The sequence below is a fragment of the Acidovorax sp. genome (assembly GCF_027492855.1).
Taxonomy (GTDB): Bacteria; Pseudomonadota; Gammaproteobacteria; order Burkholderiales; family Burkholderiaceae_C; genus Acidovorax.
On record NZ_JAPUDY010000020.1, the window covers coordinates 1 to 24,431 of the forward strand.

Below are 24,431 nucleotides of genomic sequence, written 5' to 3' on the forward strand. Positions count from 1 at the left end.
CGGCATCGTTGGCCGTGGCGGTCTCGTGCACCATCCAGACGGATTCGGTGCTGGTGAGGATGAGCCGGTCGAGCACGCAGCCGCAGGGCGCGAGCACGCCGCTCACGCGGTAGGGGTGATCGCCGTGCGCATGCCCTCCCCCGCCAAGGCCATGGCTGCCGATGAAGGTGGCGCCGGTCAGCGGCGCGCCCGCATGGCTGCTTTTGACAATGCCACGTGCCACGCTGGCGCCCAGCACGGCATCCATGGGCTGCTGCCACAGCGCGCCCTCAGCCAGCGTGGCTTCGTAATGCGCCACGTAGTCGGGGGTGGTGCCCACGATGCGAAAGCCCTGGTAGCTGTCGCCCAGGCTCAGCGGGATCACCTGGGCCACCAGCGGGTTCTTCTGCAGGGTTTGCACCTCCTGCAGCGGGATGTTGCCGGTGGGCACGTCAATGTGGAACACGCCCGCCAAAATGAGCTGCAGCGGGCTGCCCTTGGCGCCCACCACCAGGTCGATGCCCGAAAGGTCGCGCTCGAACGCCTTGTCGAGCTGCGTGGCCACCAGCAGCACCAGCGTGATGGCGGCCAGGCCCAGCGTGAGCACCAGCAGGTTAAGCACCGCCGCCAGCGGGCGAGACCACAGATAGCGCCACGACAGGCGAGCGAGTTTTACTATGTTTTTCATAGCTGCTCGCGCTTATCCATCAAGCGCAGGGTGCCCATTTCATTCAAATCCAAGGTCTGTGCGCCCGCCAGCGCCTGCACCACGCGCTGGTCGTGCGTGGCGATCACCAGGCTGGCGTCGCAGGCGGCGGCGCTTTGCCGCAGCAACGTGAGCGCGTCGGCAGCGGCCTCGTCATCCAGGCTGGCCGTGGGTTCGTCGGCCAGCAGCAGCTCGGGCGCCAGCAGCACGGCCCGCGCCAGCGCCACACGCTGCGCCTGTCCGCCCGAGAGCTGGTGCGGCTTGCGTGCCGCCAGCTCGGCCACCCCCACCTGCGCCAGCGCGCGCTGGATGGCCACATCGTCGCGCGGCAACCCGGCCGCAAAGTAGACCAGTGCCAGGTTGTCGGTCACGGTGAGCGCGCTGCTGAGGTACAGCTTCTGCGGCAAAAAACCAATGGTGCGGGCGCGCCATGCGTCGATCTCGGCGCCCCGCTGCGTGCCCAGCTGGGTGCCCGCCACAAACAAATCGCCTCCGCTGGCGCCGCGCAGCCCCGCCATCAGCGCCAACCAGGTGGACTTGCCCGTGCCCGATCGCCCACGCAGCAGCAAGGTGCCGCCCTGGCGCAGATCCACATCCGGAAAACGCAGCGGCGCAGCACCGCCCGTGGCATAGGTGTACGAGAGCCCTCGGGTACGGATCATGCGGCAGCGCCCTCCGATGGATGCGCACACCCGGCGCAGCGCCCACGCACCGCAATGTCCACCGCCAGGCTCTCGTGCCCCGCCGTGGCCAAGGCCTGCAGCACCTGCTTCAAGGCCGTCTGCACCTTGGCCGAGCCCTCGGACAGGCGGAACTGGCGATGGCAGTCGTCACATTCAAACCGTGGTGCGGCGCCCTCCTCGCCCTGCGGCGCCCGCGCGTAACGCGTAACGCGGGCGGCATCAACCTGCTTGTGCAACAGGCCGGCGACGGCAAAACGGTCGAGCATGCGGTACACGGTGACCCTGTTGACGGGCGCGCCCGCAGTGGTGAGTGCCGCCTCGACTTCGGATTCGGAGAGTGCTGCGTCGGGCCGCGCCTCATACAGCGCCGCCAACGCCCGTGTGGCGCGGGTGGCGCGCATGCTGGGAGGGAGCGACCAGGGTTTGGAGGGGGAGGAAGATGGGGCAGGCATGGGCTGCGGTGAGCGGGCAAGGCTTTTAACGCAATTGGGTTGCATTATGCCCACACCCCCGGCCTCCTACGACGGAAAAGCCTTGCACGGCCCTGTGTTTCCCTGCCTCCGACACCTTTATCGTCGTCGAGGCGAACCTGAGGCGATACGAGGGAGATCAGCCCTTCAAATACCGCACAAACGTCTTTCTGAACTTCTCCACCTTCGGCCCCACCACAAACGCGCAATACCCGGCATTCGGGTTTTTCGCAAAGTAATCCTGGTGATAGGCCTCGGCCGCGCTGTAGTTGGCAAGCGGCTTCACCTCGGTGGTGATGGGGGCGCCAAACAGTTTGTCTTGCGACATCTGGCGGATCATGTTGTTGGCGATTTCGCCGTCCTCGGGGTTCTCGTAGTAGATGCCGCTGCGGTACTGCGTTCCCACGTCGTTGCCCTGGCGGTTGAGGGTGGTCGGGTCGTGGGTGTGGAAGAAGATCTCCAGGATCTCCTCCAGGCTGATCTCGTCGGCGTCAAACGTCAGGCGCACCACCTCGGCGTGGCCGGTGTCGCCCCGGCAGATCTGTTCGTAGCTGGGGTTGATGGTGTGACCATTGGTGTAGCCGCTTTCCACGTCGGTAACGCCACGCACGCGGTCGAACACGGCTTCGGTGCACCAGAAGCAGCCGCCGCCCAGGGTGATGGTTTGCAAGGTCATGGTGGTCCTTTGATTGAAGTTTGATCATTATGAATTGACGCCCCATCCCCTGCTTGCTACATTACTAACCGGTCAGTCATTAACCAAAACATCTTGCCCTCCACGCCCTCTTCCACTTCTGCAGCCGCAGGCACCAAGCGCGAGCGCCGCAAGGAGGCCCGCCCTGGCGAGCTGCTGGAAGCCGCGCTCGACCTTTTTGTCGAAAAGGGCTTTGCCGCCACGCGGGTGGATGAGGTGGCCGCGCGGGCGGGGGTGTCCAAGGGCACGCTGTTTTTGTACTTCCCGAGCAAGGAAGAACTGTTCAAGGCCGTGGTGCGCGAGAACATCGCCGGGCGGTTTGCCGAATGGAGCGATGAGCTGGAAGCCTTTGCAGGCACCACCAGCGAGTTGCTGTGCTATTGCTACCAAGTCTGGTGGGAGCGCATTGGCAGTACCAAGGCGTCGGGCATCACCAAGCTGATGCTCAGCGAGGCCCAGAACTTCCCGGAGATCGTTCAGTTCTACCAGCAAGAGGTGGTCTTGCCGGGCCAGGCCCTGGTCCGCCGCATTCTTCAGCGCGGAGTGGCCCGTGGCGAGTTCCGCGCGGTGAATATCGACTGCATGGTGTACGTGGTACTGGCCCCGATGATTTTCCTTACGCTGTGGAAACACTCCATCGGTGCTTGTATGCCCGATGCGTTGGACGTGACGCCCGAGCAGTACATCGCGGCCCAGGTCGACAACATCCTGCACGGGCTGTGTATTCGGTCCGATACGCCGCCCTCTCCTCCTCCCCCTCCTCTTTTGACAGGCAACGTCTGATCATGAAACGCTGGTTTCCCTGGATGGCAGCAGCCATCGTCATAGTGCTGTTGGGTGGAGGAATCTGGCGGGCCATGGCCGCGCGGCAGGCGCAGCAAAAGGTGCTGAGCGAAGCCAGCGCCCAGCGGGCCAGTGCACCGATGCAACTGGGCGCGGACGAGGTGTTGACCGTGCAGCAGCTCCATCTGCCGCTGGGTGTCCCGGTGTCCGGCGCGCTCAAGGCGGTGGATTCGGCCATGGTGAAGGCCCGCACGGGCGGCGAGCTGCAGGGCCTGACCGTGCGCGAGGGCGACAGCGTGAAGGCCGGCCAGATCGTGGCGCGCATCGACCCCACCGAGGCACACGCCCGCCTGCGCCAGGCGCAGCAGCAGGCCGATGCCGCCAAGTCGCAGGTGGACATCAACCAGCGCCAGTACACCAACAACCGCGCGCTGGTAGACCAGGGCTTTATCTCGCCCACGGCGCTTGTGACCTCGCAGTCCAGCCTGGAGGCCGCTCAGTCAAGCTACCAGGCAGCGGTGGCCGCTGCCGACGTGGCGCGCAAGGCGCTGGACGATACGGTGCTCAAAAGCCCCATCAGCGGGCAGGTGGCGCAGCGGCTGGCCCAGCCGGGCGAGCGCGTGGCCTTGGACACCCGCATCATTGAAGTGGTGGACCTGTCGCGTCTGGAACTGGAGGCGATGCTCACCCCCGCCGATTCCGTGGCGGTGCGCGTAGGCCAGAAGGCGCAGCTTTTCATCGACGGCATGCCCACCCCGGTGCTTGCCACCGTGGTGCGCATCAGCCCCAGCGCCCAAGCGGGCAGCCGCTCGGTGCCGGTCTATCTGCGCGTAGAGCAGGCCCAGAATGCAACGCCTCTGCGCCAAGGCCTTTTTGTGCAGGGCACGCTCGACACCGGCCATGCCGATGTGCTGGCCGTGCCGCTCGACGCGGTGCGCACCGACAAACCCGCGCCCTATCTGCAAACAATCAAAGACGGCCGGGTGGCCCATGTGCCGGTCAAAACCGGCGCAAGGGCCGTGGTCAAGGGACAGACCCTGGTGGCAGTAGAGGGTGCGCCCACCGGCACACCCGTGATTGCGGGCCGCATCGGACTGCTGCGCGAAGGCACGGCCGTATCCACCGCTGCACCCATTGCCGGGGCTGCCAGCGCGGCTGCCGTTGCGCCCGCGGCCTCCCGCGCTGCACCCTGAGCGCCCGGCCCCGCCATGTGGTTCACCAAAGTCAGCCTCAAAAACCCCGTGTTCGCCACGATGGTGATGCTCGCCATCGTCGTACTGGGCCTGTTCTCGTACCAGCGCCTCAAGGTCGATCAGTTTCCTAACATCGACTTCCCCGTCGTGGTGGTCTCCGTGGACTACCCCGGCGCCTCGCCTGAAATCGTTGAGAGCGAGGTCACCAAGAAGATCGAGGAAGGCGTCAATTCCATCGCAGGCATCAACGCCCTCACCTCGCGCAGCTACGAGGGCACGGCGGTTGTCATCATCGAGTTCCAACTGCACATCGACGGCCGCAAGGCCGCAGAGGATGTGCGCGAGAAGGTGGCCACCGTGCGCCCCAACCTGCGCACCGAGGTCAAGGAGCCGCGCGTGCTGCGCTTCGACCCCGCCAGCCGGCCCGTGTGGTCGTTGGCCGTGCTGCCGGATGAAAAATCCAGTAGCAGCGCCGTCGAGCTGACCACCTGGGCCGAACAGATTCTCAAGAAACGCCTGGAGAACGTGCGCGGTGTGGGCGCCGTGAACCTGGTGGGCGCCACCAAACGCGAAATCAACATTTACCTGAACCCGCAGGCGCTCGAAGCCTTTGGCGTCACGCCTGACCAGGTGGTGCAGGCTGTGCGCAGCGAAAACCAGGACCTGCCCGTGGGTGCGATCCGCTCGCTAGCGCAAGAGCGCGTGGTGCAGATCGACGCGCGCATGGAGCGGCCCGAGGACTTCGGCCGGATCATCGTGGCCCGCAAGAATGGAGCGCCCGTGCGCCTCGAGCAGGTGGCCCGTGTGAACGACGGCGCGCAAGAGGTGGAGAGCCTGGCGCTTTACAACGGCCAGCGCACCCTGCTGCTGTCGGTGCAGAAGTCGCAGGGCGAAAACACCATCGAGGTGGTGGACGGCCTGAACGCCGCCGTGGCCGAAATCAAGAACCAATTGCCTCCCGGCGTGCGGCTGGAGACCATTGGCGACGGCTCCCGCCCCATTCGCGTAGCGGTCAGCAACGTGCGCCAAACGCTGATCGAAGGCGCCGCGCTCACGGTGCTCATCGTGTTCTTGTTCCTGAACTCCTGGCGCTCCACCGTCATCACGGGGCTGACCCTGCCGATTGCGCTGATCGGCACCTTCTTGTTCATGAACATGTTTGGCTTCACCATCAACCTGATCACGCTGATGGCCCTGAGCCTGTGTGTGGGCCTGCTGATCGACGACGCCATCGTGGTGCGCGAGAACATCGTGCGCCATGTGCAGATGGGCAAAGGCGCCTACGACGCGGCGATGGACGGCACGCAGGAGATTGGCCTCGCCGTGCTGGCCACCACGCTGTCCATCGTGGCGGTGTTCATGCCCATCGGCTTCATGGGCGGCATCATCGGCAAGTTCTTCCACGAGTTCGGTATCACCATCGTGGCAGCGGTGCTGATTTCGATGTTTGTGAGCTTCACGCTCGACCCCATGCTGTCGAGCATCTGGCACGACCCGAGCATCCATGCCCACGGCCAGCGCACTGCGCCAGTCACTTTCTACGACAAGACGATTGGCCGCGTCACGGGTTGGTTCGACCGGGCCACCGACGCACTGGCCGAGGGCTACCAGCACATCCTGCGCTGGTCGCTGGTGCACAAGCTGGCCACTATGTTGATCGCACTGGGCATCTTTGTGCTGAGCGTGTTCATGGTGCCGCTGCTGGGCACCGAATTCGTACCCAAGGCCGATTTCTCGGAAACCAGCCTCAACTTCTACACCCCCGTGGGTTCGTCGTTAGAAGCCACCGAGGCCAAAGCCCGGCAGGTGGAAAGCATCCTGCGCGAGATGCCCGAAGTGCGCTACACGCTGACCACCATCAACACCGGCAGCGCACAGGGCAAGATCTACGCCAGCATTTACGTGCGCCTGGTGGACCGCAAGGACCGCAGCCGCAGCGTGGATCAGATGTCCGACGTGCTGCGCGAGCGCCTCAAGAGCGTGCCGGGCATCACCATCACGCACGTGGGCCTGCTGGACGCCGTGGGTGGCAACAAGCAGGTGGAGTTTTCGCTGCAAGGGCCTGATCTGCAGGAGCTCGAACGCCTGACCAAGGTGGTCACCGAAAAGATCCGCGACATCCCCGGCCTGGTGGACCTAGACACCAGCGCCAAGCCCAACAAGCCGGTGATCGCGCTCGAAATCAAGCGCGACGTGGCCTCGGACCTGGGGCTGTCGGTGGCGCCCATGGCTACATCGTTGCGTACGCTGGTGGCAGGCACCACGGTGGGCAACTGGCGTGCGCCAGACGACCAAACCTACGACGTGAACGTGCGCCTGGCGCCCGAGGCACGCACCGCCCCGGCAGACCTGGAGCGCCTGCCCTTTGCCCTGGCTGCTGCCGACGGCACCACCCGCATCGTGCGCCTGAACCAGGTGGCCCGGGTGACCGAATCCACCGGCGCCAACCAGATCAATCGGCGCGACCTGACCCGCGAAGTGGCGGTGAACGCCAACGTGGCGCAGCGCTCGGCTGGCGAGGTGTCGAACGACATCAAGAAGGCGCTCGATACCGTGGTCTTTCCGCCCGGCTACCGCTATCAGTTCAGCGGCTCCACTAAGAACATGGCCGAATCGTTCGGCTACGCCATCTCGGCGCTGGCCATGGCGATCATCTTCATCTACATGATCCTGGCCAGCCAGTTCAAGAGCTTTTTGCAGCCGCTGGCGCTCATGACCTCGCTGCCGTTCACGCTCATCGGCGTGGTGCTGGCGCTCCTGATGTTCCGCTCCACGCTGTCGATGTTCTCCATCATCGGCGTGGTGATGCTGATGGGCCTGGTCACCAAGAACGCCATCTTGCTGGTGGACTTTGCCATCCGCGCCCGCGAGGAACATGTGAACGACGAGGGCCGCACCGTGCCCGGACTGCCCCGCGCCGAGGCTCTGCTGCTGGCGGCCCGTGTGCGGCTGCGCCCCATCCTCATGACCACGCTGGCCATGATTTTCGGCATGGTGCCGCTGGCGTTTGCGCTGTCCGAAGGCTCCGAGCAGCGCGCGCCCATGGGCCAGGCCGTGATTGGCGGGGTCATCACCTCGTCGCTGCTCACGCTGGTGGTGGTGCCCGTGGTGTATTGCTATATGGACGATCTGGCGCAATGGGCGCTGCGAAAGATGGGGCGCTCCCAGCCAGCGCCTAAAATCAAGGGTTTGTCCTGATCGTCCCGACACCAGTCCTCCACGGAGAAATTCCATGAACATGCCCCTGAACACGTCCGCCAACATCAGCGACCCCGTCGCCCAGGCCCGCTACAACATGATCGAGCAGCAGATCCGCCCCTGGAACGTGCTCGACGCCGACGTGCTCGACCTGCTGGCCGTGGTGCGCCGCGAAGACTTTGTGCCCCCTGCCTACCGCAGCCTGGCGTTCATGGACATTGAAGTGCCACTGCTGGGCGACGACGCCGAAGAAGCCGTGCGCCTGGGCCACAGCATGCTGCAGCCCCGCGTGGAAGCGCGCATCCTGCAAGACTTGCAAGTCCAATCCACCGACCGCGTGCTCGAAATCGGCGCTGGCTCGGGCTACATGGCCGCCCTGCTGGCCCACCGCGCCGAGCGCGTGGTGTCGCTCGAAATCAACGCCGAACTGGCCGAAATGGCCCGCGAAAACCTGCGCGACGCCGGTGTGCAGAACGCCGAAGTGCGCCAGGGCGACGGCGCCCGTGACGCCGTGCCTGACGGCCCATTCGACGTGATCGTGCTCAGCGGCTCGGTCGCCGAAGTGCCCAGCGCCCTGCTGGCCCTGCTGCGCGACGGCGGCCGCCTGGGCGCCATCGTGGGTGGCGAACCAGTGATGCGTTTCACCCTGACCCGCCGCACCGGCGACCGCTTTGAAACCACGGCGCCCTGGGACACCATCGCGCCCCGCCTGGTGCACTTCCCCGAGCCATCCGGCTTCACGTTCTGACCCCTGTCCCTTCGGAGTTCTGCATGATCGATCACGTCCGCCCTGCCCAGTTGTCTGCCTGGTTCGCCACGGCACCCGTTGGCAGCCAGCCCCTGGTGCTGGACGTGCGCGAACCCTGGGAGCTGCAAACCGCTAGCGTGCGCGCGGATGGCTTTGAGCTGGTTGCCATCCCCATGGGCGAATTGCCCGCGCGCCTGGCCGAACTGGACACTGCCCGCCAGACACAACGTCCCATTGCCTGCCTGTGCCACCACGGCGCACGCAGCCTGCGGGTGGCCGCGTTCTTGCAGCACAACGGTTTTGAACGGTTGGCCAACATCACCGGTGGCATCGACGCCTGGTCGCACGAAAACGACCCCGCCGTGCCCCGCTACTGACGTTGATACCGGCCCGCTCCCGCCATCGAACCGCAGAATTTTCCGAAGGACCTTCATGACACTGTTTCGGCCCCGCTCCCTGCCTCTTCTGTCCCTCGCGCTGGGCGCAGCGCTCTCCGCTCCGGTTCAAGCCCAGAGCCTGCTGGAGCTGGTGGAATCGGCCCGTACCTACGACACGGCCTGGCAGTCGGCCCGCGCACAGCTCGATGCCGCAGGCCGCAAGGCCGACCAAGCCCGCGCTGGCCTGCTGCCCTCGGTGGGGCTGAGCAGTGGGCTCACCCGCTCCAACGTGGAGCTGAGCCGCCCCAAAATCGAAAACACCGGCACGGCCCAAACGGCAGGCATCAACGCCTCGCAGCCGCTGTACCGGCCCGCCAACCGCATCACCCTGGAGCAAGGCCAGCGCGGGGTGGACGTGGCGCAGGCCCAGCTCGATGCCGCCACGCAAGACCTGCTGGTGCGCGTGAGCCAGGCCTACTTTGACGTGCTGGCCGCGCAAGACACCCTGACCTTCGTGCGCGCCCAAAAAGCCGCCGTCTCCGAGCAACTGGCCTCGGCCAAGCGCAATTTCGAGGTGGGCACCACCACGGTGACCGACTCGCGCGAAGCCCAGGCGCGCTACGACCTGGTGATCGCCCAGGAAATCGCGGCCGAGAACGACCAGCGCGTCAAGCGCCTGGCGCTGGACCAACTGGTAGGCATCACCGGCACCCAACCCCGGCCGCTGGCCCTGCCGCTGCAGTTGCCCAACGTGCAGCCCGACAACGTGATCACCTGGGTGGACACCGCACGCGACCAACAACCCGCCGTTCGCCAGGCCGCCATTGCATTGGACATCGCACGGCTGGAAACCAAAAAGGCCGAAACCGGCCACCTGCCCACCGTAGACCTGCAGGCGGGCTACAACGTCACGCGCAACCTGCACGGCACCATCTCCGCGCCCGGCATCACCAACCGCAGCAACGCCGCCAGCGTGGGTGTGGCGTTTAACCTACCGCTGTTCGCGGGCTTCGCGGTGCAAAACCGCGTCAAGGAAACCCTGGCACTCGAAGAAAAAGCCACGGCCGACCTGGAGACCGCCCGCCGCAGCGTGGCCCAGGCCACCCGCGCCGCCTTCTTCGGCGTGCAGTCTGGCCAGGGCCAGGTCCAGGCCCTGGAAGCCGCCGAGGCATCGAGCCAAAGCGCGCTTGACGCCAACAAACTCGGCTACCAGGTGGGCGTGCGTATCAACATCGACGTGCTCAACGCCCAAAGCCAGCTCTTCCAAACCAAGCGCGACCTGGCCCAGGCCCGCTACAACGTGCTGCTGGGCACACTCAAGCTGCGCCAGGCGGCAGGCACGCTGACGCAGCAGGACATCGAGGCGGTCAACGCGCTGCTGGTCAAGTAAACCAACACCCTGCCTGCGGGCAGGACGGGCCGTTATGCCCCGTTCGCCACCCCATCCCCAGGCAGCAAAAGACCCAAAATCGCCTGCGCCGTGGCCTGCGCCGCACCCCGGTGGGCCGTGGTGAAGCGTGTGGCGCGCTCGCTGGCGGCACGCAGTGCGGGGGCGTCTTGCGCCAGGCTGCTTGCCAGCGCCATGCCTGCGGCGATGTCCGGCACCCGCTGGGCAGCACCGGCGGTGCAGGCCAGCTCTGCTGCCTCGGCAAAGTTGAAGGTGTGCGGCCCCAGCACCACGGGGCAGCCGCAGGCGGCGGCTTCGATCAGGTTTTGCCCGCCCAGCGGCGCAAAGCTGCCGCCCAGCAGGGCCACGTCAGCCAGGCCGTAGTACATCGTCATCTCGCCCAGCGAGTCGCCCAGCCACACGTCCGCAGATGCGGGGCCAGCCGCCCAGGTGCTGCGGCGCGAAACCGTGAGGCCTGCGCGCAGAAGCAACTGGTGCACCTCGTCAAAGCGCTGGGGGTGGCGCGGCACGATGAGCCATTGCACGTCACCGGCAGTATTTGCTTCACTATTGATAGCTGCTTGCGCTTGCTGATTAAGCGCTAGAGCCTCTTTTGGCTTGAAATTCTCCAGCCACAGCGCCTCTTCTCCTTCGCGGCTGCTGGCCAGCATGACCACGGGGCGCAGGGTCTGCCTGCGCCAAAGCCGCCCCCGCTCGAGCAGCGCGGCATCGGGCACCACGTCGAACTTGAGGTTTCCAAACACGCCGTGCACCGGGGCACCCAGGGCTTGCAGGCGGTCCGCGTCGTCCTGCGTCTGCGCCCAGACTGCTGCCAGTCCGCTGTAGGCTGGCCGGGCCAGCGCCCCCAGGCGCTGTGCCTTGCGCAGGGATTTTTCGTTGAAGCGCGCATTGGCCAGCACCAGCGGGACGCCGCGCCGCTTGCAGCCTGCCACCAGATTGGGCCAGACCTCCGTCTCCATCAGGATGCCGATGGCGGGGCGAAATTTGCGTAGGAACCGGGCCACGGCGCCGGGCGTATCCCAGGGCTGCCACACCTGCACGTCGCCGGGCAACAGCAGTTTTTCGCCCTCGGCCCGGCCCGTGGCAGTGCCATGGGTGAGCAGCAGGCGCATGCCGGGCAGTTGCTCGCGCAGTTGCGCCAGCAAGATGGCGGCCGCACGCGTTTCGCCCAGCGAGACGGCGTGGATCCACACGAACCGGCCCAGCGGGTCAGAGGTGCTTTGCGGCATCAGGCTGTCGATGGACGTCGGATAGCGGCCAAAGCGCTCGCCCACCGCATAGGCGTAGCCGGGCTCGGCCACGGCGCGGCGGCGCAGCTTGCGCAGCAGCAGCGGCTGCGCACACCAGGTGATCAGCGAGTACAGGGCGCGTGCGGCATTCATACAGGCAGGTTCAGGCCCACGACCCCGCCCGTCCAGCTGCTGTCGCCGCGCGCTGCCCACACCAGGCAAGGGGCGTCGGAGGGCGCCGCCACCACGCACTGCCCGCCAGGTGCCCAGAAGGCGCTGCGGCCAGCGCTGGCATAGCCGCCGGAAGGCCCGCTGTAGTTGGCCAGCAAAACGGCCATACCGTGCTCGCGGGCGTAGCCCTGCAACAGGGCCGACTCGGCCTCGTAGGCTTTTGCGGAGATCAGCACCCCTGCGGCATACAGGCTTGCCCCCGCCCCATGGGCGGCCTGGGCATGCTCGGGGTGCGTGATGTCGGCGCACACCGCCATCCCGGTGGGCTCGCCCGCCAGCAGCCGCACTTGTGTATCGTCCGTGCCTGCGCTGGCGAAGTGTTCTTCGCTCGGATGCAGATGACGCTTGCGGTACAGCGCCACGCTGCCGTCGGCACCCAGCACCCAGGCGCCAATGGCGGGCCGTGCGCCCTCTGCCATCGGCTCTGCCGGGGCACCAACCACCAGGGTCACGCCGTGGTGGCGGGCCGCCTGCAGCAAAGCAGCCAGCGCAGGGTGCTCGGCAAACAACACGTTGGCCGCCAACAGATCCGGCTCATACCCGGTAAGCGACAGCTCGGGAAACACCAACACCTGCACACGTTCGTGCGCCGCCGCCCGCACAAAGGCCAGGTGTGTCAACACGTTGCGCGCCACATCGCCCGGCGCCGAGGGCGACTGGGCGGCTGCGACGCGAAGGGGCGTGGACAGGGACGGCGTCATTCAACGAGGATCAAAAAAGAAACGGAAGGCTGCTGCAGCGTGCGTGGCGGCCGGTTTTGCGCCGTGTAGCGTCAGTGGCTGGCCGCACCCACATGCGCGTCGGGCTTGACACGGTGCAGCAGCGCCAGCATGGCGGCCTCGATGCGGGCCAGGGCCTCGGGGGTGTGGCCCTCAAAGCGCAGCACCAGCACGGGCGTGGTGTTGCTGGCGCGGATCAGGCCAAAACCGTCGGGCCAATCCACGCGCAGGCCGTCGATGGTGCTCACGGTGGCGGGCGCGGCAAACAGGCCTGCGGCCAGGGCTTGCAGCTCGGCCGTGAGGCGGTGTGGCTCGCCCTCGGCGCAGGCCACGTTGAGCTCGGGGGTCGAGAAGCTGGTGGGCAGTGCGTTGAGCACGGCGCTCGGGTCGCTGCCCTTGCTCAAGATCTCCAGCAGGCGGCAGCCCGCGTAGGTGCCGTCGTCAAAGCCGAACCAGCGCTCCTTGAAGAAGATGTGGCCGCTCATCTCGCCGCCCAGGGGCGAGTTGCTTTCTTTCATGCGCGCCTTGATGAGCGAGTGGCCGGTTTTGAACATCACCGGTACGCCGCCCGCAGCCGCAATGGCGGGCGCCAGGCGCTGGGTGCATTTCACATCGAAGATGATCTCGCCGCCGGGCACGCGCGAGAGCACGTCCTGCGCAAACAGCATCATCTGGCGGTCGGGGAAGATGTTGGTGCCGTCCTTGGTCACGATGCCCAGGCGGTCGCCGTCTCCATCAAAGGCCAGGCCCAGCTCGGCGTCGCTGGTCTTCAGGGCTTCGATCAGGTCATGCAGGTTCTCGGGCTTGCTCGGGTCGGGGTGGTGGTTGGGGAAGTTGCCGTCCACCTCCGAAAACAGCTCGGTCACCTCGCAGCCCAGCGCACGGAAGATGGCCGGGGCCGACGCACCCGCGATGCCGTTGCCGCAGTCGACCACGATTTTGATCGGGCGGGCCAGCTTCACGTCGCCCACGATGCGCTCGGTGTAGGCAGGCAGCACATCGACATGGCGCACCGTGCCACCGGGCTGCAGTTGCCAGCTTTCCTGCTCCATGGTGTGGCGCAGGGCCTGGATTTCGTCGCCGTAGATGGCGCGGCCGTTCAGCACCATCTTGAAGCCGTTGTAGTCCTTGGGGTTGTGGCTGCCGGTGACCTGGATGCCGCTTTGGCACAGCGTGCTGGCCGCAAAGTACAACAGCGGCGTGGTGACCAGGCCCACGTCGATCACCGCAATGCCCGCCTCCATCAGCCCCTTGATCAGCGCCGCCGACACGGCAGGCCCCGACAAGCGGCCATCCCGCCCCACCGCCACCGTGGTCTGCCCCTCGGCGCGTGCCGCAGTGCCAAAGGCCCGGCCCAGGCCCAGGGCTACTTCTTCGTTCAAGGTCGTCGGCACGATACCGCGAATGTCGTAGGCTTTGAAAATGGCGGGCGTGGGTTGCACGTAGGGGGACCTTTCGATGTGGGGTTGACGAGCCGTTTGCATTGTAGGCGTGCCCCTGCCCGCCTCCTCCTGGGGGAAGCGACAGGCACATGTCCGAAAACGGCCAGTCAGGGCGCGCGCGGTCCCTATGATTCAGCCCATGACTTCGATGAACCCGCCCCCATCCGCAGGCACCGATACCGCTTCGGACGAAGGCCGCTACCTGGCCGTGCAGGCCAGGGACGCACGTTTTGACGGTCACTTCTTCACCGCCGTGACCTCCACCGGCATCTACTGCCGCCCTGTGTGCGCCGTTCGCACGCCTCGGCGCGAAAATTGCCGCTTTTTCGCCCTGGCCGCGCAGGCCGAGAGCGCCGGGTTCAGGCCCTGCCTGCGCTGCCGGCCCGAGCTGGCGCCGCAAGCCCTGGTGTGGTCGGTGCAGGACGCGAGCAGCATCCTGGTGCAACAGGCCGTGCGTCTTTTGGATGCCCCCGATCTCTGGCCCACCCCAACCGCACCGGGCGAAGGCGGCGCCACCGTGGCCCGCCTGGCCGAACGCCTGGGCGTGAGCGACCGCCACCTGCGCCGCATTTTCGAGGCCGCCTTGGGCGTGTCGCCCCTGCAATACCTGCAGACCCGGCGGCTGCTCACGGCCAAACAGTTGCTCACCGACACGGCCATGCCCGTCACGCAGGTGGCGCTGGCCAGCGGCTTTGCCAGCCTGCGTCGCTTCAATGCCGCGTTTGCCGGGCACTACGGCCTGAACCCCACCCAGTTGCGGCGCAGCGGTGCACCCGGCACAGGCGGCACCACGCTGCGCCTGGCTTGGCGCCCGCCGTTTGACGTGGCGGCGCTGCTGGCGTTTTTTGAACGGCGGCAGTTCCATGGCGTCGAATGGGTGTTGCCGGCCGAGGCCACGCTGCGCCGCACCGTGCGCCTGCCCGCCGCGAGCACCGGTTTGGCCCAGGAGACCACCGGCTGGCTCAGTGCGCGTTTTGACATGGCCCGCCACCAGGTGCTGCTGCAGACCAGCGACAGCCTGTACCCGGTGCTGCCGCTGGTGATCCGCCGCGTGCGCGCCATGCTCGACCTGGACGCCGACCCCGCCGCCATCAACGCTGTGCTGCACCCACATTTCCCCGAAGGCGATGGCCTGCGCGTGCCAGGCGCCTTTGACGGGTTCGAACTGGCCGTGCGCGCCGTGTTGGGCCAGCAGATCACCGTGGCCGCCGCGCGCACGCTGGGCCAGCGGCTGGTGGAGCGGCTGGGCGAACCCATCGCCACGCCCTGGCCTGAGCTAGGCCGCCTGTTCCCCACCCCCGCCACGCTGGCCGTGGCCGACGGCGACACGCTGGGCCAACTGGGCATCGTGCGCCAGCGCCAGGCGGCCATCGTGGCGCTGGCCCGCGCCGTGGACAGCGGCCAACTGGCCCTGCATGCCGGTGCCGACGTGGCCAGCACCACGGCCGCGCTGTGTGCGCTGCCCGGCATCGGCGACTGGACGGCCCAGTACATCGCCATGCGCGTGCTGCGCTGGCCCGACGCCTTTCCGGCGGGCGACGTGGCGCTGCACAAGGCCCTGGGCGTGCAGGGTGAAAAAAACCCGGCCCGCGCAGCCGCTGCCGCATCCGAGGCCTGGCGCCCCTGGCGCAGCTATGCGGTGCTGCGGGCCTGGGCTGCGCCTGCACCACAAACACTATCAAAACAATAGCTGCTCGCGCTTATAGATAAAGCGTTAGGTGCCAATTTCGTTAAATTCTTCAGGACAATCGCCCATGCTTTACCACCCCCACACCGTGCAGGCCTGCGCCAACACCGCCCTCGGCCCGGTGCGCCTGGCTGCCTCGCCCCTGGGCCTGTGTGGCGTCTGGTTCGAGGGCCAGCGCCACGAGCCCAGCCACCAGCTTTATGGCGCCGCCGCTTGGGCCGAGGCCACTGACCACGCGCTGTTGCAAGAGGCCACCGGCCAGTTGCAGCAGTATTTGCAGGGTGAGCGCAGCGGCTTCGATCTGCCGCTGGACCTCTCGGGCGGCACCCCCTTTCAGCAGGAGGTGTGGCGTACGCTGCTGGCCATTGGCCGGGGCGGCACCAGCACCTACGGCCACATCAGCCAGCAACTGGGCCGCCCCCGCGCCGTGCGGGCCGTGGGCGCCGCCGTGGGGCGCAACCCGCTGAGCGTGGTGGTGCCCTGCCACCGGGTGCTGGGCGCGGACGGCAGCCTGACCGGCTACGCGGGCGGTCTTCCACGTAAGGTTGCGTTGCTGGCGCTGGAGGGGACACCAACTCCCTCCTAATAGGCGCTCCGCCCCTGAGCGCTCTTACCCTCTGCTAAAGGGCTGCGTCCTGCTGTTTGGGGACAGCCAGGTGGTTGTCAACCGGGCTTATCTGGACAGCCGTTTCGCCCGCAGCACCCACCCAACGCGCCTAAACTTGGTGCATGGTTCTCCCTGCAGGTTTCTGCTCACACGCCACAAGTTTTCCGTGGCGGGATGGTGGCTTGGCGAAACGCAGGCCCGCCTGGCCTTGCGCCACGTTTTTCTCCCTTTTGTTTTCTTGCTTTTTGACACGGGCCTTCCACGATGGTCCATAACGCGCTGCTGGCAGGGGGACTGCTGATCCTGCTGGTGCTGGTGCTCGCGCACCTGCAGCCTGCCGAAATCCTGCAGCCATCACGCCGCACACAGGCACTGGTCGGGGTGGTGGGGGGTGTCGTGTCGATCCTGGTGCTGGGGGTCATGCGCGCGAATGCACCCGATGCACATCTGGTGACCTACCCCACGACCACGGCTTTTGTCAGCCTGTATTTCGGGCTGTTCTCAGCGCTGATCACCACCGCCCTGGCCCTGCTGGCCCTGACCGGGAGCCACGAACCCGTCTGGCCTGCCCTTGCCGTGCAGATGGGCGCATGCGCCCTGGGCCTGCTGTGGCGCAAGTTCGATACCCGCCGCGGCGTGCGGCCCTGGATGGGCATGGCGGGCCTGGCGGTCACCCTGCCGCCCGTGGCCGCGCTGTGCCTGATGGCCAGCGGCGCCATGCCGGTCCCCACATCGCTCCTGGAATGGCTGCGGCAGTTGCCCTGGTTCCATGCTGCTGGCATCGTGCTGCTGGGCACGGGGCAGCAGTTGCTGCAGAACAAGGCCAAACTGACCATGGCGCAGGAACAGTCCCTGCATGCGCTCGAGGAGCGCGAACAACAACTGCGTCTGGCCACGGATGCCCTCGGCGGCGGGCGCTGGGAATGGGATGTGGACTTGCGCCAGTTCCGCTGCGATGGCGCCTTCTACGAAGCCTTTGGCATCACCGCCGCCGATGCGGGCGCCCCCGACCTGTGGGAGCGCTGGTATGCCCGGCGCCACCCAGCAGATGCCGAACGCAGTGCCGCGCGGCTGGCGCAGTCCATGAGCGGGCAGTCGGAAACCTACGAGGCAGAGTTCCGCGTGATGGATCTGGCGGGCCGCTGGCGCTGGCTGATGTCGCGCGGCACGGTAGCCCGGCGCGACGCCCAGGGCCGCCCCACCAGCATGATCGGCATGTACGTGGACATCACGGCACAGCGCGATCTGGCGCAAGCGCTCTCCTCCTCCGAGGCCAAATACACCACGTTCTACCAAACGCTGCCCGACCCTGCGGGCATCTCACGCATCTCCGACGGGCTCTTTCTGGATGTGAACCCGGCCTATTGCGCAATGATGAGCCTCCCCCGCGAAAAAATAGTGGGCATCACCTCGATCGAGCTGCGCGTCTGGGCCAATGAACAAGAGCGCGTCCGCATGGTTGAAACCTTCCAGCGCGACGGCAAAGTGGACCGCATGCCGATGGTGGCGCAGGCCAATGGAAGGCTCATACCGGGGCTGATGTCGGCCCGCTCGGTGATGGTGGATGGTGAAAATTGCTTTGTTTTCATTTTTCACGACATATCCGTCGCGCAACGCACCAGCGACGAACTTCGGGCAGCCAACAACCAGTTGGAGCAGGCCGGCCGGCTGGCGCGGCTCGGCGCCTGGGAGGACGAACGCGGCAAGGGCGTGACGTACTGGTCGGAAGTGTGTTTCGAAATCCATGGCCTGGACCCGAACCAGCCACCGCCCCACGACTACATCAACAGCCATGTGGCCCCCGCCTACCGCGAGGCACTGAGCGAGAAAGTCCGCCAGAGCATCCGCGCGGGCAAGGCGTGGAGCATGGAGATGGAGGTGCTCCACGCCGACGGCCACCTGCTGTGGATGCGTGCGCGCGGCGAGCCCGTGATTGAGAACGGCCGCGTGGCGCGCGTGCGCGGCGTGATGCAGGACATCGACGAAGCCAAGCGGGCCGAGCAGCGCCTGCGCCAGTCGGAAGAGCGCTTCTCGCGCATCTTCCAGATCATGCCCTACCCCATGGGCCTGGCGCGCCGCAGCGACGGCAGCTATGTGGACCTGAACCCTGCCTGGGAGGAGATGATCGGCATCCCCCGCGAACAGGCCATTGGGCATACGGGGGTTGGGCTCGGTATCGTGACCATCGAAGACCGCCAGCGGCTCATGGAGCACCTGGAGCGCAAGGGCCAGCTCAGCGACTATGAGTTTGCCCTGACCACACGCAGCGGCCAGACGCGGACCGTGCTGCAGTCCGTGCGGCCCATCGAGTTCGACGGCGAGCCTTGCTGGTTCTTTTCATTGCACGACATCACCAATCGCAAACGCGACGAAGAGCAGGTGCGCGAACGGGAGGAACTGCTGTCGCTCACCATCTCGGCCGCATCGCTGGGGCTGTGGGACTGGAACCTGCAGACCGGCGCCGTCACTGGCGACAGCCGCTGGCGCGCCATGCGGGGCCTGAACGCGTCGGACGACACGCCAGCATCCGCGCAGTGGACCCACGGCATCGCACCCGACGACATCGAACGCATCACCGCCGAACTCGCGCACCATGCCGCCAACCCAGGCTCGCTGTTTGACGCAACCTGGCCCATGAGTCAGCCCGGCGACGCCACGCGTTGGGTGCGCAACCTGGGCAAGATCGTCGGCTTTGACAGCCAAGGGCGCCCCGCCCGCATGCTGGGCGTGGCCATCGACGTGACGCCCCAGCGCGAACAAGAGGTCATGCTGCAGCGACTGGCGCTGTTCGACGCCCTCACCGGCCTGCCCAACCGCGTGCTGCTGGCCCGCAAGCTGCAAGAGAACATGGACCGCGCGCGCATGAACGGCACGCAGCTGGGCGTGGCTTATCTCGACCTGGACGGCTTCAAGCCCGTGAACGACCGCCTAGGCCATGGCGCAGGCGACCGCTTGCTGGTGGTGGTGGCCGGGCGCCTGACCCGCGCGCTGCGGCCCGTGGACAGCGTGGCCCGGTTGGGCGGCGACGAGTTCGTGATCCTCATGCCGGGGCTGCAAACCGTCAGCGACTGCGAGCGCTTGCTCGAACAGGTGATGGAAAGCATCTCAGCCCCCTACACCCTGGAGACAGAGCGCGTGGTGGTAACAGCCAGCATTGGCTACACCGTCTTTCCACAAGACGACGCCGACGCCGACACCCTGCTGCGCCACGCCGACCACGCCATGTACGTCGCCAAGCAGGCCGGGCGCAACCGCTTTCACCAGTTCGACGCCGCCCAGGAGCGTGCCGTGCAACTGCAGCGCGCCCAAGGCCGCCACCTGCGCGATGCCCTGGCCGACGCGCAATTCACGCTGTACCTGCAGCCCAAGGTGGACATGCGCAGCGGCACCGTGGTGGGCGCCGAGGTGCTTTCGCGCTGGCAACACCCCGAGCGGGGCCTGGTGTCCCCCGGCGAGTTCCTGCCGCTGCTCGAAGGCACCGAGCTGGAGGCCAGCTTCGGCGAATGGGTGGTAGAGGCAGCGCTCACCATCATCGAGCAACTGCAGCAGCAAGGCCTGCCCATGCCGCTGAGCATCAACATCTCCGCCCAGCATCTGCAGCAGCCCGGCTTTGCCCGCTGGATAGCACACTGCCTGGCGCAGCACCCCGAGGTGCCCGCACACCTGGTGGAGATCGAAATCACCGAAAGCGCCGCGCTCTACGACCTGGCGGCCGTGTCGGCCACCCTGGCCGAGCTGCGCGCCATGGGCGTGACGGTGTCGCTGGACGACTTTGGCACCGGCTACTCGTCGCTGACTTACCTGCGCCGCCTGCCCATGGACACGCTCAAGATCGACCAGAGTTTTGTGCACGGCATGATGAGCGACCCCGGCGACCTGGCCATCGTGCAGGGCGTCATCGGCCTGGCCCGCTCCTTCGGCTACCGCGTGGTCGCCGAGGGCGTGGAAACCGTCGAACAGGGCCAGATGCTGTTGCAACTGGGCTGCATCCAGGCCCAGGGCTACTGCATCGCCCGGCCCATGCCGCTGGAGAACTTCATCCAATGGACATCGGAGTGGCAGCCGCCAGCGGGGTGGCAGCGCAACAGGCCGGTGTAGTGCGTACGGCAAAAGATAGGAATCATTTGGGCCTGTCGAAGTCTGGATTTGTGGGCTGGTTTGAACACATACCTGCGCTGCGGACGGGAGCCGGGGTGTGCGCCCGGCGGCGCAGTGACTTTCTTTTGCTTCGCCAAAAGAAAGTCACCAAAGAAAAGGCGACCCTGCTGTCTGCGACCCCTTCGCTGCGCTGCGGGGCAACCTGGGGTGCTCGGTCACGGGGTGCACCGCAGAACTCACTTCGCTGCTACGCAGCTACGTTCGGACAACTGCGGTGAGTCAGTTCACGAAGCACGCGCGCTCCGACGCGCGTGCCACCCCGCGCCCTGCGCGCCCCAGGCGCATACAGAAGGGGACCCACGAATCGGACATCCCCACGGGCCATCGCTGCGCTCGGCCCCGCCTGCGCGGCGCGTGGCGCTTGCGCCCGCGAGACCGGGCCGAGCGCAGCGATGGCCCGTATGGCTGTTTGGATGTTTAGCTGTCCACCCCATCTGGCTGCGCCTGCGGCGGGGCGGTTGCGGGGTGGCATGGGCGTCGAAGCGCCCATGCTTCGTGAACTGACTCGCCGTGGTTGTCCGAGCGGCGCGCGCAGCGCAAAGCGAGTTCCACGGCGCACCCCGCAACCGCCCCGACGCAGGTTTGCCCCGTAGCGAAGCGCAGGGGTCGCAGACTGTGGGTCGCCTTTCTTTTGGGTACTTTTCTTTGGCGAAGCAAAGAACAAGTACCTCGGCCGCCGGGCCGAGACCCGGCCTCCGATCTGAACCAAAGCATGCCGCCCAAACAAGCCGACAAGCTCAACCCGAAATAATCAAAGAGAAAATAGCCTTCAGCGCTTTACCATCAAGCGCAAATAGCTATCATTTTTATAGTATTTTCAACCACCGCCACACGCCTCATCCCACCAAATCCTTCACCTGCTGCAACGCCGCCGGATCTTCCATCGTCGTCAGATCCCCCGGATCGCGCCGCTCTGCCACGGCCTGCAGGGCGCGGCGCAGCAGCTTGCCGCTGCGGGTTTTTGGCAACACGGTCACGAAGTGCACGCGCGATGGGCGGGCCACGGCACCGAGTTGGTTGTCCACCTGCTTCATCACCTCGCCTTCCAGCTTCAGGCGGGCGACTTCGGAGCCAAGCACCGAGGCATCGCGCACCACAGCGAAGGCCATGGCCACCTGGCCCTTGAGGCTGTCAGCCACACCCACCACCGCCACTTCGGCAATGCTCGGGTGCGCGGCGATGCTTTCTTCGATCTCGCGCGTGCCCAGGCGGTGGCCGGCCACGTTGATCACGTCGTCGGTGCGGCCCAAAATGAAGTAGTAACCGTCGGCGTCGCGGATGCCCCAGTCAAAGGTGCTGTAGACCAGGCGGCCGGGGATGCTCTTCCAGTAGGTATTCACAAAACGCGCGTCGTCGCGCCACACGGTCTGCATGCAGCCGGGGGGTAGCGGGCCTTCGACGGCGACCACGCCCTTCTGGTTGGCGCCGGTCAGCTCTTCGCCGTTGCTCTCGTCGATCAGCTTGACGTTGTAGCCGTACATGGCCTTGCCAGGGCTGCCGAAGCGCGTGGTTTGCGGCTCAACACCGTTGGCCAGGGTCAGGATGGGCCAGCCGGTCTCGGTCTGCCAGTAGTTGTCGATGATGGGCACCTGCAGGGCATCGCTGATCCACTGCGCGGTGGGCTCATCCAGCGGCTCGCCCGCCAGCCACAGAGCCTTGAGGCTTTTGACGTTGTACTTGGCGAGGTAGGCCGGGTCTTGCTTTTTGAGCACACGCACCGCCGTGGGGGCTGAGAACATGTGCGTGACCTGGTACTTCTCGACGATGCTCCACCACACGCCTGCGTCGGGCCGCGTGGGCAGGCCTTCGTACATGATGGTGGTCATGCCCGCGATCAGCGGGCCGTAAACAATGTAGCTGTGGCCCACCACCCAGCCGATGTCGCTGGTGGCGAAGTACACGTCGCCCGCCTCGGCGTCAAAGATGTGCTTCATGCTGGCCGCCAGCGCCACCGTGTAGCCGCCGGTGTCGCGCTGCACCCCCTTGGGCTTGCCGGTGGTGCCGCTGGTGTACAGCGTGTAGCTGGGGTGGGTGGATTCCACCCATTCGCAGGGCACCACGGTGTTCAGGTGCTGCTCTCGCAGCGGCGCCCATTCGTGGTCGCGGCCTGCCTGCAGGTGCATGGGGGCCAGGCCCCGGTTCACCATCAGCACGGCGCTGGGCTTGTGTTTGGACAACGCAATGGCTTCGTCCAGCAGCGGCTTGTACGGCACCACCTTGCCGCCGCGCGACCCGGCATCGGCGCTGACCACGGCCACCGGCTCGGCATCTTCGATGCGCGAGGCCAGCGAGCCCGAGGCAAAGCCGCCAAACACCACCGAATGCAGAGCGCCAATGCGCACGCAGGCCAGCATGGCAAACGCGGCCTCGGCAATCATGGGCATGTAGATGAGCACGCGGTCGCCCTTCTTCACGCCCAGGCCTTGCAGCACCGCCGCCATGCGCTGCACCTCGGCATGTAATTCGGCAAAGCTGTAGCTGCGTTCGGTGTCGGTTTCTGTAGAGATCGCCACCAGCGCCGCCTGGCTGGCGCGCGTGACCAGATGGCGGTCTACCGCGTTGTGGCACAGATTGGTGGTGCCGCCCACAAACCATTTCGCAAACGGCGGGTTGCTGTAGTCGCACACCTGCTGCGGGGGCGTCTTCCAGTCGATCAACTTCGCCTGCTCGCTCCAGAAGGTGTCTCGGTGCTCGATGGACTGGCGGTAGAAGTCGGCGTAGGTGCTGTGTGCGGTCATTGTGGGTGTCTCCTCGGCATCTCTCTCGCCCTGCCAGGACAGCAGGTTTTGAATTCATAATTATTCATGACGGGCTTGCGGCAAACTGACGCAGCCAACCCTCTGCCTCGTCATCCATGGCTCCAGATACAGCAGGCATATTGATATGTCGGCAAACGTCATACCGGCCTGTCACACTCCCGGACCATGCACCCAGCACCGTCCCCTGCCCCCACGTCCGTCCCGTTCCGCGACGCCTTTCTGTTCTGGCTGAAGCTCGGGTTCATCAGCTTCGGCGGGCCTGCAGGCCAGATCGCCATCATGCACGCCGAGCTGGTGGAACGGCGCCGCTGGATCAGCGAAAACCGCTTCTTGCACGCCCTCAACTACTGCATGCTGCTGCCTGGCCCCGAGGCGCAGCAGCTGGCCACCTACATCGGCTGGCTCATGCACCGCACCTGGGGCGGCATCGTGGCGGGGGCGCTGTTTGTGCTGCCCTCGCTGTTCATCCTGATCGGGCTGTCGTGGGTGTATCTGCGTTTTGGCGATGTGCCGGTGGTGGCGGGCATCTTCTACGGCATCAAGCCCGCAGTGACGGCGCTGGTGCTGCATGCCGCGCACCGCATCGGCACCCGCGCGCTCAAGAACGGCTGGATGTGGGGCATCGCAGCCGCATCGTTTGTGGCGATCTTCGCGTTCGACACGCCCTTCCCCGCCATCGTGCTGGCGGCCGGGCTCATCGGCTACTTTGGCGCGCAGCGCTGGCCCACTGTGTTTGCATTGGGGGGCGGCCATGCCAATGCCCACAAGGGCTATGGCCCCGCGCTGATCGATGACGACACGCCAACGCCTGCCCATGCGCGCTTTTCTCGCGTCCACCTGGTCAAGGTATTGTTGGCAGGGCTGGTGCTGTGGCTGGCGGCCATGGGCCTGCTGGTGGCCACGCAGGGCTGGCACGGCACGCTCACGCAGATGGGCTGGTTCTTCACCAAGGCGGCCATGCTCACCTTTGGCGGCGCCTATGCCGTGCTGCCCTATGTGTACCAGGGCGCGGTGGAGCACTACCAGTGGCTCAGCGCCCCGCAGATGATTGACGGCCTGGCCCTGGGCGAGACCACGCCCGGCCCGCTGATCATGGTGGTGGCGTTTGTGGGTTTTGTGGGCGGCTGGCTGCAGCAGGTGTGGGGGGCAGACGCGCTGTTTGCCGGCGCCGCAGCGGCAGCCGCCGTGGTGACGTTTGTGACCTTTTTGCCCTCGTTCATCTTTATCCTGGCGGGCGGCCCGCTGGTGGAGGCCACGCACGGCAAGCTGGGATTCACCGCGCCGCTGTCGGCCATCACGGCTGCTGTGGTGGGCGTGATCCTGAACCTGGCGCTGTTTTTTGCCTACCACCTGCTGTGGC

The 24,431-nt window shown here is 66.4% G+C and carries 18 protein-coding genes; 10 read left to right on the forward strand and 8 right to left on the reverse strand.

Features of this window, described 5'->3' with window-relative positions; translation table 11 throughout:
- The 4 genes from Q0105_RS03575 to msrA all read right to left on the reverse strand — a co-directional run.
- Nucleotides 1–667: ABC transporter permease (locus tag Q0105_RS03575; protein WP_298208836.1), on the reverse strand; the 667-nt coding region annotated here is incomplete at its 3' end.
- Entirely contained in the window at nucleotides 664–1,347 is a 684-nt protein-coding gene (locus Q0105_RS03580) for an ATP-binding cassette domain-containing protein (RefSeq protein WP_298208837.1), read from the reverse strand. The genes Q0105_RS03575 and Q0105_RS03580, both read right to left, overlap by 4 nt.
- The gene (locus Q0105_RS03585; RefSeq protein ID WP_298208867.1) at nucleotides 1,344–1,769 is read right to left on the reverse strand and encodes a Fur family transcriptional regulator; all 426 of its coding nucleotides are present in this window, start codon (nucleotides 1,767–1,769) and stop codon (nucleotides 1,344–1,346) included. The genes Q0105_RS03580 and Q0105_RS03585 overlap by 4 nt, the downstream gene beginning before the upstream one ends.
- Nucleotides 1,770–1,977: 208 nt before the next feature.
- Entirely contained in the window at nucleotides 1,978–2,514 is a 537-nt protein-coding gene (gene msrA / locus Q0105_RS03590; protein WP_298208840.1) for a peptide-methionine (S)-S-oxide reductase MsrA, read from the reverse strand.
- 93 nt (nucleotides 2,515–2,607) lie between these two features.
- Here msrA and Q0105_RS03595 point away from each other — a divergent pair, with 93 nt between their 5' ends.
- Genes Q0105_RS03595 through Q0105_RS03620 form a run of 6 tightly spaced genes read left to right on the forward strand, consistent with a single transcriptional unit; the run spans nucleotide 2,608 to nucleotide 10,221 of the window.
- Entirely contained in the window at nucleotides 2,608–3,315 is a 708-nt protein-coding gene (locus Q0105_RS03595) for a TetR/AcrR family transcriptional regulator (protein ID WP_298208842.1), read from the forward strand.
- Between the two features lie 2 nt (nucleotides 3,316–3,317).
- Nucleotides 3,318–4,508, forward strand: a complete 1,191-nt coding sequence (locus Q0105_RS03600) for an efflux RND transporter periplasmic adaptor subunit (RefSeq protein WP_298208844.1) — start codon at nucleotides 3,318–3,320, stop codon at nucleotides 4,506–4,508.
- 15 nt (nucleotides 4,509–4,523) lie between these two features.
- Nucleotides 4,524–7,706, forward strand: a complete 3,183-nt coding sequence (locus Q0105_RS03605) for an efflux RND transporter permease subunit (protein ID WP_298208846.1) — start codon at nucleotides 4,524–4,526, stop codon at nucleotides 7,704–7,706.
- 34 nt (nucleotides 7,707–7,740) lie between these two features.
- Entirely contained in the window at nucleotides 7,741–8,454 is a 714-nt protein-coding gene (locus Q0105_RS03610; RefSeq protein ID WP_298208848.1) for a protein-L-isoaspartate O-methyltransferase, read from the forward strand.
- Between the two features lie 23 nt (nucleotides 8,455–8,477).
- Entirely contained in the window at nucleotides 8,478–8,831 is a 354-nt protein-coding gene (locus Q0105_RS03615) for a rhodanese-like domain-containing protein (protein ID WP_298208851.1), read from the forward strand.
- A gap of 55 nt (nucleotides 8,832–8,886) precedes the next feature.
- Nucleotides 8,887–10,221: a TolC family outer membrane protein gene (locus Q0105_RS03620; RefSeq protein ID WP_298208853.1), complete on the forward strand. Its 1,335-nt coding sequence runs from the start codon at nucleotides 8,887–8,889 to the stop codon at nucleotides 10,219–10,221.
- A gap of 32 nt (nucleotides 10,222–10,253) precedes the next feature.
- Here Q0105_RS03620 and Q0105_RS03625 read toward each other — a convergent pair whose 3' ends face one another.
- From Q0105_RS03625 to Q0105_RS03635, 3 genes are all read right to left on the reverse strand, one after another.
- Nucleotides 10,254–11,621: a 3-deoxy-D-manno-octulosonic acid transferase gene (locus tag Q0105_RS03625; protein ID WP_298208855.1), complete on the reverse strand. Its 1,368-nt coding sequence runs from the start codon at nucleotides 11,619–11,621 to the stop codon at nucleotides 10,254–10,256.
- Nucleotides 11,618–12,400, reverse strand: a complete 783-nt coding sequence (locus Q0105_RS03630; RefSeq protein ID WP_298208857.1) for a carbon-nitrogen hydrolase family protein — start codon at nucleotides 12,398–12,400, stop codon at nucleotides 11,618–11,620. Before Q0105_RS03630 ends, Q0105_RS03625 begins: the two co-directional genes overlap by 4 nt.
- 71 nt (nucleotides 12,401–12,471) lie before the next feature.
- The gene (locus Q0105_RS03635; protein WP_298208858.1) at nucleotides 12,472–13,860 is read right to left on the reverse strand and encodes a phosphomannomutase/phosphoglucomutase; all 1,389 of its coding nucleotides are present in this window, start codon (nucleotides 13,858–13,860) and stop codon (nucleotides 12,472–12,474) included.
- Between the two features lie 139 nt (nucleotides 13,861–13,999).
- Here Q0105_RS03635 and Q0105_RS03640 point away from each other — a divergent pair, with 139 nt between their 5' ends.
- The 3 genes from Q0105_RS03640 to Q0105_RS03650 all read left to right on the forward strand — a co-directional run bounded on the left by Q0105_RS03640 (nucleotide 14,000) and on the right by Q0105_RS03650 (nucleotide 20,252).
- Complete coding sequence (locus Q0105_RS03640) at nucleotides 14,000–15,550, forward strand: AlkA N-terminal domain-containing protein (protein ID WP_298208859.1); 1,551 nt, start codon at nucleotides 14,000–14,002, stop codon at nucleotides 15,548–15,550.
- A gap of 64 nt (nucleotides 15,551–15,614) precedes the next feature.
- Entirely contained in the window at nucleotides 15,615–16,133 is a 519-nt protein-coding gene (locus Q0105_RS03645; protein WP_298208860.1) for a methylated-DNA--[protein]-cysteine S-methyltransferase, read from the forward strand.
- Between the two features lie 285 nt (nucleotides 16,134–16,418).
- A complete protein-coding gene (locus tag Q0105_RS03650; RefSeq protein WP_298208862.1) occupies nucleotides 16,419–20,252 on the forward strand; it encodes an EAL domain-containing protein in 3,834 nt (1,277 codons plus the stop codon).
- A gap of 896 nt (nucleotides 20,253–21,148) precedes the next feature.
- On the opposite strand, the gene Q0105_RS03655 is transcribed toward Q0105_RS03650, so the two are convergent.
- Nucleotides 21,149–23,050 (reverse strand): propionate--CoA ligase, encoded by a 1,902-nt coding sequence (locus Q0105_RS03655; protein WP_298208863.1) that lies wholly within the window; start codon nucleotides 23,048–23,050, stop codon nucleotides 21,149–21,151.
- Between the two features lie 186 nt (nucleotides 23,051–23,236).
- Here Q0105_RS03655 and chrA point away from each other — a divergent pair.
- A partial coding sequence (chrA, locus tag Q0105_RS03660) for a chromate efflux transporter (protein WP_298208865.1) occupies nucleotides 23,237–24,431 on the forward strand: 1,195 nt, incomplete at its 3' end.